We start from the raw sequence: 12,061 nt of genomic DNA on the forward strand, positions 1-12,061 counted from the left end.
TATGAAATCGGAAGCCTAACCTACTGTCGTGAAACTCACAAGGTTCTATTTCCAGGTCTTAAGATAACGAGAGATCGTTTGAAATTGAGCCTGACTTACGGCATTGTGCCTGACTCTCTGATACGCTTCAAGAAAAAACACCATGATCATGGAAACAAAAATAGCTGCGATTGCTGTAAACATAATTGTCCTGCTTCGAAAAGGGCCTGATTTCTGTTCAGGTACTACAGCGCGATCAATAACCTGAATGGAAGAGCCGGCCTTAGCTTCATCGACTTTAGCAAGCGTTAATTGCTGCAATGCCATTTGGTAGATTGCTTCTGCGTATTTCATATCTCTGGTTTTATGCGTAAAGTCCAGTATTCTTTCCGGTGCTTTGCTGATATAACCAGCTCCTGCCTGTGCCTTGCCAATTTCTGCCTGCAATAAATTTAGTTTCTCGCGTAATTTAATGTAATCAGGGTTTTTAGGGGTTACAGACAGGCTCATATCAGCAAGCTGACGTTCAGTTGTATTAATCATCTTTTGCAGAACTGCAATATCAGAACCAACAGTTATCAGCCCTGTCTTTTCCTGTAACTGCTTAATATTGGCTTCAGCCTCACTCAAATCGTTTTTCGCTTTCAAAAGCTCTCTCTCGGCAACAAGACGACGTCGCGACGCATCAGAAACCGCAAGCTCATTATTGTTTTGCAATAATACATCAACATACCCATTAGCAAGCATTGCTGCTCGATTTGGATTCGTGTCCTGTACCTGGAGACGGATGAGCCCATCTTTCCCGATACTGACAGTAGTTTGGGATGCTAAAGCATTACGTGCAGCTTCTTGCGATTTTGTTTTATAAACATTATGAAGCTTGAAATGCCGGATCATGTTGTCCTGCATGGTTCGGCTTTTCAGAAAAACAACATATACGTCATTAACACCCGGGGCACCGACCCCACCTCCACCTCCCAACATACCGGGAATACTACCCAGAGAACCGAGCGAAGAGATCATCGACGATACACTCGCAGCCTGTTTCGGTGGCATAAAAGTCGTGTCGGCTGTATAGATATCCGGACGTTGCAAAGTCACAATAGTTGCAATTATCGCAGCTATAAGCGGAGCAACAATAATGAACTTTTTATATTTGGCGAGAACAATAACAACATCGAGCAGGTTTATTTCCAGCTCCTTGCCAGTGCTTAGTTTATCGTCAGATGTACCTGATTTCAGCATTTAAAAAACCATCTTGTTTGTTTCCTTCATTAAGTAGGGTCGAGTCAATTTGTAAGCGTTTTAATTGTTGCCACACCAACTCCAAGCTGATAGAGTACGGTTGACCATTCTGTAAGTGACCGCACAAGATTGAATTTCGGGGTCAGCCTCTCAGGAACTACAATAGCATCACCAGGATTGACTTGATCACCCTGCTTTTTTTTGACACTGCCGTCAGCACAAACACGATACAGCTCGGATTTATGGCCGGTCGGTGTTACCCCTCCGGCAACTTCAAGGTAACCACTCACGCTGTAACTTTGATTATAGATAAATGTAGACTGATTATAAACCGCTCCAATAACGTCAACCGTCGTTGGCCTTTCGGGAATATAAATTCGGTCGCCATCTCTTAATGGGAAATCCGGTATATCTGCCAGCTGAACTTGCGAATTTTTAAGGTTGAGAATTATCCTTCCCTCCGACCTGACCGAGCGAAGTTTTTGCACAATTCTTCGCTGTGCCTCCAGTTCACTTGATACCGATGATACCTTTGAAGGATCAGTAGCTCCGGCAATCCGTTGCTTGGCGCTTGTTTCAATATCCTTCTCATATCGATCAATTGACTCACTTATCTTCTTCTGCTGTTCACGTCTTACACTTTCTCGTGTAAGCTTTGTACCGTAAAGATATCCCTTTTCCGTCACTCCACCCACACGGGTAATCAGTCCCTTCAGGGTCTCGCCCTGCTGAAGTTCATAAACGCCGGTTTGCGTCACCTCTCCGTCAATCCGAACAAATGAACGTTTGACCTTCACTTCGAGAGGGTATGAACCGGGTGATATGATACGAAAGATGTCTGTCGGCATCACCTGCAGTTTGGCAAGCCTGGATTGAATCGACATCCAGTCAGACTGTAATTCGGCCTGGGTCTGGTAATTACCGTCAATGTTTTTATCAATAATCACATTTTTAAGATCTGCCGTCGACTCGAATCCGCCAGCCCATCCTACAAGATCAGCAACTGATGTTTTCTGCTTCAATTCGTAAATCGCAGGTGTTTTGACATCTCCAAACAGAGCAACCTGTGGCCCGACGGGCGGGATATAGAGCACATCACCATCCTTGAGAGCAACATCAGAGCTTTTATCGCCAAAAAGCAAAAGGTCGTAAAGGTCGAACGATACAATCGGCTCACTACCCCTTTTTAGCTTGATATTGCGTAAACTGCCTGTAGTTGAAGGACCTCCCGATACGAAGAGTGCATTAAGAATGGTACTCATAGCGCTAAGTGTGTAGGCTCCAGGGCGAAAGGCATTGCCTACAACATAAATTTGAACACTCCTTGTTTGTGCGACACTCGCACTCAGCTCGAAATTCCTGAAAATCCTGCCGATCGCTGTTTTCAGATAGCCCTGAAGGTCCCTGTACCTTACTCCTGAAACCCTTACCGAGCCGACTTTAGGGATATAAATTTCACCACTCCGACTCACTGTTGCATCGAAATCAATAGTGACCATTCCCCACGCCCTGATTTGCAGATCATCACCTGGACCAATCACATAGTCAGGATTTACCTGAACTTCTGATAGCGGAGCAAATGTGCTCGGAACTCCACGGAAAAGATTACGGCCAAAAACCTCAAGCTCCCTGCCGGTTGATGTTTCAACATAGGTTTGGAAGATGCTCTTCTTTTTCATCAGACGAATAAGCGTCGAGTCAGTAACCGCATTATCGTTCGTCTGGATAGTTTTTTTTACCTGACCTGAAGTTGTCCTCTGAATATTGGAATTAAGATTGGTCGCGGAGGTGTTTGAAGTACCCGAAAAGTCCTGATATGCTCCGGCGGATGTTCCGGAATAAGCCTCAGTCGAAGATGCAGCCTCGCCAGAAGATGTTAATTCCGAATCAGAACCTTCTAAAGCCATTCCACGCTGTGGAGCGGCAAAAACAATAAACGCAAAAAGCAGGATGTAGAGGATGCGCATTTAAAACGGTTTTAGATTCTGAATTTTGAATTCCGGATTCAATAGAGTATTAAATTTATCTATAAATCCCGACCCGTTGGGATCAAGAAAGAAAAAAAGGCATTCAACTTGATTTAAGCGATATGGAATTTTTTTGTCCGCTCTTAAAAAATAAACGCTCCGCATTCTTCAGTCACATCTGAAGACAGCAAGCGCCAAATGGTTATAAATTAATCATTTAGCAGCGAATGTATAAAAACACGAAAAAATAGCGCCAAATCAACAAAATCTACTCCACTGTCCATAAAGCGAATGACGACAAGAATCCAAGTGGCACAATATAGAAATCCATGAACAATTTACTATATGGGTTTCCCTTGGCAAAGACCTTGGAACTGGCATATCAAAACACTTAAAACTGTTGCCAATTTAACAAATTCGGTAAAAATTTTGTTACCAGATGCTCATTTATATGTGATAAATAGCCATAAGAAATAAGTATGACTGTGTTTTATAAGTATTTAAGTTCATAAAACAAAAATCAGTCTGTTTCAAGAATAAAATCACGTTATTTTACCACCATAACTCTACACAAACAGATCACCACAAAACCAGACCACAACCCAACCTTATATACATATCTCCTATATACAGTTAAGCAATTTTGAATGTTGAATGTTCGATTTTGAATTGACGTAAACGATAAGAGAAGATATATAACACAAATCACAAATTGCAGTGTGGATGGTCGCTGATGAAACGGTCGATGAGGCGGAGAAACTGACGGCCGTAGCGTTCGAGTTTGACCTCACCGACTCCGGATACCGTGAGCATTGCCTCTGCTGTCCGGGGAAAAATGGCGGCCATATCGTGTAGCGAGCGATCCGAGAAAACAAGGTAGGGCGGAATCCCCTGCTCGTCAGCAATCTGCTTGCGCAGGGTTCTGAGCAGCTCGAACAGCTCCTGGTCGAACGGCGCTCCTTCATCCCCCTGAACTGCTCTGGCTGCCTTTTTTTCAAGAACCCGAACGATCTCAATCTGCTCTTCCCCCTTTAGTATCCGCACTGCCTTCGGCAAGAGGTAGAGCGTGGGGTAAAGACCTTCAGCTTTTGCTACAACTTTTTGGGCAAACAGTTCGTCAGCAAGCTGCCTCCAGTATTTTTTGGTATGCCCTTTACCCACACCGTATGTTCTAAGCTGGTCATGACCCATGTCACGAATCTTCTGATTGGCACTGCCCATAACGATATCGATGATATGCGTTGCACCGAACCGCTCTTCAGTGCGCACAATAGCTGAAAGCAGCATCTGCGCCTCCCTGGTGCAGTCAACCACTTCACGGGATCCTGTACAGATATCACAGTATCCGCAATTCTCGTGCGGGTAGGTTTCGCCAAAATAGTTGAGCAGGGTGATACGCCGGCAGACCGATGTGGATGCGAATGAGGTCACTCTCGTCAGGGCGTCAAGCGCACGGGCTCGTTCAGTTTCATCGAGCATCGTGTCGATAAAGAAACGCACTTTGGGTATATCACCCTGGGCAAAGAGAAGGGTGCAGTGTGCCGGTTCACCGTCCCTGCCCGCCCGGCCGGTCTCCTGGTAGTAGTTTTCGATGCTCTTTGGCAGATCGGCATGGATAACAAAGCGGATGTTAGACTTGTCAATCCCCATGCCGAAAGCGATTGTGGCAACAATCACCTCAACCTCATCGCGGATGAAGGCCTCCTGGTTACGCTTGCGCTCCTCATCACTGAGCCCTGCATGGTAGGGCAGCGCACGAAACCCCTTCGTCTGCAGCATGGCCGCAGTATCGTTAACACTTTTACGGCTGGTTCGATAGATTATGCCTGCCTTGCCCTGATTGGTTTTCAGGATCGCCACAATCTGGGCGTCAGGCTTCTCCTTGAAGCGGACATCGTAGAAAAGGTTCGGGCGGTCAAACGATGCCCTGACAATCAACGGATCGCGCAGGGCAATCCGGTCGAGAATATCCTGCTGAACCCGGTGGGTAGCTGTAGCGGTAAAAGCTGAAACCGGCAGATCGGGAAAAAGCGATACGAGAGCGGAGAGCGACAAATAGTCAGGCCGGAAGTCATGCCCCCATTCCGAGACACAGTGCGCCTCATCAATCACCGCCATGCTGATGTTTACCCGGCCAAGCAGCTCCCTGAAGTGATCGAAGGTGAACCGCTCAGGCGCAACATAGAGCAGGTCCAGCGAGTTCGAGAGCAATTCACGCATGACACTCTCCCGCTCTTCGTGCAGCTGTGAGCTGTTGAGAAATGCGGCCCTGATACCGTTAGCCCTTGCTCCGTCCACCTGGTCTTTCATCAATGCAATAAGCGGACTGATAACCATACAGGTACCGGAAAGCAACACCGCAGGGAGTTGATAGCAGAGCGATTTGCCTCCGCCGGTCGGCATCACGGCAAATACATCCCGTTTGTCCAGAATTGCCCTGACAATCTTCTCCTGATTGGGCCTGAATTCACGAAACCCGAACACCTTTCGCAAGGTATCGAAAAGTAATGCGTCAGTTTCGGGAGAGTTGATGAAATTCCGGATTTTGGATTCTGAATTTTGGATTGATGAGGGGGATTTCGGGTCGATATTTGCGCTAATTTAAAAGAAAATAAGGAGATTATTGATCGCGAATTAAGAGATTCTGGATTTTGGATGCTGGATTTTGGATTGCCTTCCCCGGTGTCATCTCGAACGCATGTGAGAGATCTGATTGCCATAAAAGAGAGATCCCTCTCTGCGTTCGGGATGACAAAAAAAAATAGGGATGACATTCAGGGCCGGACCGATATCAGAACTTCTTCCACCGTGTACCCATGTAGAGTGCAATAATCCTGGCGGCAACCCGCAATACTTCCGGGTCACCAAGAATGGTGAGAAGCTGGCCGGTCATTTTTCCGGGATTGTTGCGCATCCACTCGTTTCGGTAGAGCACACTCATGAGCTTGTCCATCGACATGGCGCAGGCACAATCTATCAGCTTGTCAAGGCGAACCTCCGGGCCTCCAACAGAAGGTGTGCGACGACCATCGTGCCTGGTCATGGAAAGTACCCGGTTGCCATCACGCTCATCGAGACTATAGTCAATACAACGCTCTTTTGACTGCCGGAGCCTGAGAGTAAGGGGTTTCGCCAATCTTCTGGTGGAGGAGGGAGCCGGGATTGAAACTTCTCCATTCGTATGATCCAGAAACTGCACGAGCGCTTTGTATAAAACATTCCCTATCTCTTCATGGGAGAGATTTTTGTTCACCCGCAACAAAAAGCAGAACTGAAACAGGTCTATCATGAAGTTGAGCAGCAGCTCGTTTGAGGTATTTCGCTTCATAACCGACCGGTAGCCATTGAATGCCGCATTACAGTAGGCAAGCATGGAAACAAGCTTCTGGCGATCCATCGTACGGGTTTCAATAACCGGGCAGTAATTATTGTAAAGATCCCAGTCAAAAGAGCGGATTTTCCCCTCGTTTTTGTACTCGGTAAAAATTCCGGTACCCGGATAGGGGGTCATGATCATAAAGAGTGCATGGCGCAGACCGAGCGATTTGGCAAACTCGGGATAGACCATGGTATCCTGCTCATTTTCGGTGTAGTGACCGATAATGAAATAGCCTTCCGCGCCAATACTGTACTGCCTGCAAAGGGCTATAGCTTTGGCTACATCGTCAAGGGTGTTCTTTTTGTTCATCAGTTCAAGCGTGTTTGCATTCGGGCTCTCAATGCCGAGCCCGACTTTGCTCAATCCTATCTTCTGCAGTTTGCCGAGAATACGTTCGGCACGAACAATATCCTTTGCCCTGCTCTCCGTCATAATCCGGAAATTGGTCAATCCCCTTTCGATCAACAGATCACAGATTTTTTCGGCACGCGGAATGTTGGTAAGGAAATTGGCATCCCAGATTTTGATGAGCTTTTTATTGTCAGGATCATGCAGGAGGGCAATCTCCTCAACCACATTTTCGGCACTTCTGCCTCTCCACCCCTTATGCATCTGATCATTGGCGCAGAACGAACATGACCAGGGACACCCCCTCGAAGTATAGATGGTGTCTATAGAGTAGGCATCTCCTTTTTCTCCATAACGCTCGGGCCTGAGACTGCGCAGCGGAAACCTGATCGAGTTGATATCGGCGATGTTTTCCCGTACTCCCGTGTAGACAATCTCTCCACCTTCCTTGTATCCAAGGCCTTTCACATCCCGTGAAGGTCCATGCAGTACCAGCTCCCTGAAGGTCACCTCGCCCTCTCCGATCACAACAGCATCAACACAGTCGAGCTTGAGCACCTCATCCGGCAGCGCTGTCGGGTGAAAGCCTCCCATCACCACAAATGCACCGGAATCTTTGGCAATTCGGGCAAGCCGTTCAGCCTGGTTGAACGCTCCGGTCATGGATGAAATAGCAACAAGATCAATCGGACCCTTTTTCATAAGTTCCCGCATACTGTCAAAAATCCCGTCATTGTAATAGTTATCGGGCATAACAAGGGATTCGACATCATCTTTCACAGCTGCAGCCAGATAACAGACACCGATACAGTCAGTAATGAAACGGGGAAAGGGAGTAATGATAGTCTGAGGAGCTTCGACAAGACAGAGATGTTTGAAATATGCCATTGGGACTAAATTTTATTGGTTACTGCTTGAGGCACATCTACCAATATGCCGCTCCTCCGGAGCTTCGCAGCCCTGTACATCGGGAGTCACAACATTAAACTGATACTTCTTTTTTTACAGTACGTTCTCTCCTTTATTATACGGATTATCTATAATATAACAGAAAGCCCCGACCGAAGCGGGGCTTTACTGTTTGTTTAAAAGGGTCTCCGTTATGCGCCAACCATCATGGCTTCCACATCGGCATCAACTGTTCCGATCGGCTTGATACCGAACTTCTCCACCAGCACTGCAGCTACATTGGGGGTGAGAAATTCGGGAAGTGTCGGTCCGAGACGGATACCTTTGACTCCGAGATAGAGCAGTGCAAGCAGCACCGTTACGGCTTTCTGCTCGTACCATGCGATATCAAAGGAGATCGGCAGATCGTTGATATCATCAAGACCGAATACCTCCTTTAGCTTCAGGGCAATGACCGCAAGTGAGTAGGAGTCGTTGCACTGGCCTGCATCAAGCACACGCGGAATGCCGCCAATGTCACCAAGCTCCAGCTTGTTGTAGCGATACTTGGCACACCCTGCCGTCAGGATGACGGTATTGTCGGGCAGCGCAGCGGCTACATCGGTATAGTACTGACGGGAGTTATGGCGTCCGTCACAGCCGGCCATCACCACAAAGCGCTTGATAGCTCCGCTCTTGACGGCAGCAACCACCTTGTCGGCAAGGGCAATCACCTGGTTATGGGCAAATCCGCCGACAATCTGGCCGTTTTCAAGCTCTTTTGGCGCCGGGCAGGTTTTTGCCAGCGCAACAAGGGCTGAAAAGTCTTTCTGACCGCCTTCAGTGCGTGCCGGAAGATGCTTCAGTCCGGGATAACCTGCCATGCCGGTGGTAAACATCCGGTTGCGGTAGGATTCGCGAACCGGCACAATGCAGTTGGTCGTCATGAGAATCGGCCCGTTGAAGGAGTCGAACTCCCGGTCCTGCGCCCACCATGAACCACCATAATTGCCGACAAAGTGTGTGTACTTTTTGAATGCCGGATAGTAGTGGGCCGGAAGCATTTCGCAATGCGTATAGACATCGACTCCGGTTCCTTCGGTCTGCTTCAGCAGATCTTCCATATCACGCAGGTCGTGACCTGAAATGAGGATGCCGGGGTTTTTGCCGACACCGGTTTTAACCGTGGTGATTTCCGGCTGACCGTAGGACTCGGTGTTGGCCTTGTCGAGCAGTGCCATCGCCTTGACGGCAATTCCGCCGGTTTCGAGCACCAGCGCGGTCAGTTCATCAGCTGAAAGCGCTTTGGTCAGAGCGGCAAGACCCTTCACGTAAAACAGATAGATATCGTCGTCATGATAACCGAGCACCGCCGCATGGTCGGTATAGGCGGCAAGACCCTTGATGCCATAGAGCACAAGGCTTTTGAGTGACTGAAAGTCTTCGTTTTCGCTCAGGCTTTCGATGCCTGCCGCTTCGGCTTTTGCCAGAAACTCATCCTTTGTGCTGCCACTCCATCGGGCGGCATCATGCTCCGGGTGAACGGCAAGAGTTGCCTTCAGTTCATCACGAAGGGCAAGGGTCTTGCGGATCTGCGCAACAATAGCATCCTCATCGAAATTGGTATTGGTAACGGTTACAAAAAGCGATTCGCTGATCAGCTGACCGACATTTCGCGACACACTTCCCGGCTGTTTTTCGGCTGCGAGCGCAAGACCCTCGGCTGCATAGACAAGCACATCCTGCAACTTCGCGGTCATATCATCCTTTCCGCATACTCCTCTCACCGTACATCCACTGCCATGGACACTCTCCTGACACTGATCACAGTACATACTCATTGTGTTCTCCATTTATGGGCACATCTATTAATTTGTTCCGAAACCCGATTACTGCGTTGGCCGGTGCTCGAAATCCTCATGTACTACGTGTACACTCCGGTTTCTGCGCTCCGTCCGCCTTGTTCTCGGGCTTCTCACGACAATTAATACGTTGTGCCTTTATGTTTATTGTTAGTAATGGATACCTCTTATTAATCTTTTCTGCGATGTAAAGAGATGTCCGGTTTATTGTTGTTGTTAGAGTACATTCGGTAACAGCATTGAAGCCTCCTTTATATCTTCTGCCGCACCCTCCTTATCTCCGATTTTTTCTTTGACTGAAGCTCTGCTGTGGTATGCGGCATAGAGCAAGCGGCGATTGCCGGGCTTTCTTTCAATAATCTCACTGAAGTCTTCCAGGGCTCCATAGATGTCACCAACGTTGAGCCTTGCAATCCCCCGGTTGCCGTATGCCGTTATCGCTTCACGAAACCGCAATCCGATCTTCAAGGCAGTTGTATAATCCCCGATTGCACTTTCATAATCCCCTGTGCTGCTCAATGCATTTGCCCTGTTACAGTATGCATCCGCATTGTCCGGTTCAGCCAGAATTACACGGCTGATCTCTACGGCTGTGCCTCTGTAGCCCCCCATCGCATCTTTCAGCATACTTCTTCAGCTTTTTCATTGGACAATCAAAGGACTGCAGGGACGAAGTGAAATTTTCCGGGCAACCACAAGGGATTAACCCTACATACACCGCTCTCTTTTTCGTGTAATTCGTGGGCAAATATCTTCATCTTCTTTCTCGTAAATACAGTAAATCACGAACGTCCCCTCCTCACCAGACATTCACACCCACTCTTCTGACAGGGTCTCGCCTTTCAGGCTGATAACCACTTTTTTGACCGGAACCTTGCGCGAGGCCCTCTTCAACGCTTCGGCAACAATCGACATCAGGCCGCCGCAGCAGGGAACCTCCATAATTACAACGGTGATGGTGTTGATGTTTGAATGGTCAATCATGGCTGCCAGTTTGTCCACGTAGATATCCATGTCCGAATCCAGTTTCGGACATGCTATCCCGAGGCTTTTGCCGGTCATGAACTTTGCGTGAAAATCGCCAACAGCAAATGCTGCGCAGTCGGCAGCAAGCAAAAGATCGGAACCCTGAAAATATGGTGCCTGCGGTGAAACAAGATGGAGCTGGATCGGCCACTGGCGTAGTGCACTCACCTGCAAGGAAGCAGGATGAGCTGGCGCTGCGCCTGAAGAGGAACCGCTGTCACGGAAATCCATCATTTTACTGCCGGGGCATCCCCCGCCATGCGCACCATGGTTATGTGGCGCATGAGCGGAAGAGGAGGGCAGAGGATTGGCTATTCCCTGCTCCTTGAGGTACTCCAATGCCTGTTGCAGATAAACCTGCTCATTGTGCTCAATCAGATGGCTGAGATGCGCCGCGATCACATTCGGGCCTCCCTTTGCGATGCTCTCATGCATAACCCGTTTTTCATCGTAGGGCTCAGCTTCACGACTCTCTATTTTCATTGCTCCGGTCGGGCAATGCCCGATACAGGCACCGAGACCATCGCAGAAGAGATCACTGACAAGGCGCACCTTGCCGTCAATGACCTGCAGTGCGCCTTCAGGGCATCCGGGAATACACTCTCCACATCCGGTACATTTTGTTTCATCTATGGTGATGATCTGACGTTTCATGGTTTTTTCCCTTTCATGCACCACTAATAATCTGTTACGTGTTTCGATTACTGCGTTGGTCGGTGCTCGGAATCCTCATGTACTCTCGTGTACACTCCGGTTCCTCCGCTCCGTCCGCCTTGTACTCAAACCACTCACGACGATTTTTAATGGTGCATATTTTATGAGTTAGGTTGTTATTAATGCCTGTCACTTTCTGTTTGCCGCTTCAAGGTCACGGAGTAGCTTGCCGATGGTGACTTTTTCAAATTCGCTCTGCACCACCTGCTCGATGCGCATGATCTCGTGACGCAGCACACACCGCGAACGGTTGCCACAGATCTGCTTGCGGAACATGCACTCCGAGACCTGAACCTTTCCCTGAAAAATCTCGATCAACTGCGTCACCGTGATGGCATCCGGATCCTTTTCGAGCATAAAACCACCACGAGCCCCCTCCTTTGAAACAATGAGATTGTGGCGGATCATCTCCTGCAACAGCCGGCGAAGAAACTGGTAGGGAATATCCTGCCCTGAAGCAATAGCCTTTGCGGAGAGGTAACTCCCTTTTTCAGCGGCAAGAGCCAGCAGTGCCCGAATGGCGTAATCCGTATTTTTTGTCAGTACTTTCATAGTTAAATTTTAATTGATACCAATTTAGTATCAGATTAGAGAAAAGCAAAATCTTTTTTTACGAATAATTTCCTGGTCTGCAATTTTTTTATAAAAAATGG

At 48.1% G+C, this 12,061-nt stretch carries 8 protein-coding genes; all 8 read right to left on the reverse strand.

The window, feature by feature from the left end; genetic code table 11:
- Nucleotides 1–45 precede the first annotated feature (45 nt).
- On the reverse strand, nt 46–1,224 hold the full coding sequence (locus G9409_RS01415; protein ID WP_166807101.1) for a GumC family protein: 1,179 nt from the start codon (nt 1,222–1,224) through the stop codon (nt 46–48).
- A gap of 44 nt (nt 1,225–1,268) precedes the next feature.
- Nucleotides 1,269–3,191 (reverse strand): SLBB domain-containing protein, encoded by a 1,923-nt coding sequence (locus tag G9409_RS01420; RefSeq protein WP_166807102.1) that lies wholly within the window; start codon nt 3,189–3,191, stop codon nt 1,269–1,271.
- A 705-nt stretch (nt 3,192–3,896) separates the two neighbouring features.
- Entirely contained in the window at nt 3,897–5,684 is a 1,788-nt protein-coding gene (gene recQ, locus G9409_RS01425; protein ID WP_208019640.1) for a DNA helicase RecQ, read from the reverse strand.
- A gap of 298 nt (nt 5,685–5,982) precedes the next feature.
- On the reverse strand, nt 5,983–7,806 hold the full coding sequence (locus G9409_RS01430) for a B12-binding domain-containing radical SAM protein (protein ID WP_166807103.1): 1,824 nt from the start codon (nt 7,804–7,806) through the stop codon (nt 5,983–5,985).
- 212 nt (nt 7,807–8,018) lie between these two features.
- On the reverse strand, nt 8,019–9,647 hold the full coding sequence (gene hcp / locus G9409_RS01435; protein ID WP_166807104.1) for a hydroxylamine reductase: 1,629 nt from the start codon (nt 9,645–9,647) through the stop codon (nt 8,019–8,021).
- A 237-nt stretch (nt 9,648–9,884) separates the two neighbouring features.
- On the reverse strand, nt 9,885–10,295 hold the full coding sequence (locus tag G9409_RS01440; protein WP_166807105.1) for a tetratricopeptide repeat protein: 411 nt from the start codon (nt 10,293–10,295) through the stop codon (nt 9,885–9,887).
- 183 nt (nt 10,296–10,478) lie between these two features.
- Complete coding sequence (locus G9409_RS01445; RefSeq protein WP_407926789.1) at nt 10,479–11,369, reverse strand: ATP-binding protein; 891 nt, start codon at nt 11,367–11,369, stop codon at nt 10,479–10,481.
- Between the two features lie 168 nt (nt 11,370–11,537).
- A complete protein-coding gene (locus G9409_RS01450) occupies nt 11,538–11,960 on the reverse strand; it encodes an RrF2 family transcriptional regulator (protein ID WP_006365618.1) in 423 nt (140 codons plus the stop codon).
- Nucleotides 11,961–12,061: the final 101 nt, after the last annotated feature.

Source organism: Candidatus Chlorobium masyuteum, assembly GCF_011601315.1.
Lineage (GTDB): Bacteria > Bacteroidota > Chlorobiia > Chlorobiales > Chlorobiaceae > Chlorobium > Chlorobium masyuteum.

Bases quoted from the DNA above. Each gene is read 5' to 3' on its own strand.
- G9409_RS01415 (WP_166807101.1), bottom strand. From the start codon at position 1,224: ATGCTGAAATCAGGTACATCTGACGATAAACTAAGCACTGGCAAGGAG.
- G9409_RS01420 (WP_166807102.1), bottom strand. From the start codon at position 3,191: ATGCGCATCCTCTACATCCTGCTTTTTGCGTTTATTGTTTTTGCCGCT.
- G9409_RS01430 (WP_166807103.1), bottom strand. From the start codon at position 7,806: ATGGCATATTTCAAACATCTCTGTCTTGTCGAAGCTCCTCAGACTATC.
- hcp (WP_166807104.1), bottom strand. From the start codon at position 9,647: ATGAGTATGTACTGTGATCAGTGTCAGGAGAGTGTCCATGGCAGTGGA.
- G9409_RS01440 (WP_166807105.1), bottom strand. From the start codon at position 10,295: ATGCTGAAAGATGCGATGGGGGGCTACAGAGGCACAGCCGTAGAGATC.
- G9409_RS01450 (WP_006365618.1), bottom strand. From the start codon at position 11,960: ATGAAAGTACTGACAAAAAATACGGATTACGCCATTCGGGCACTGCTG.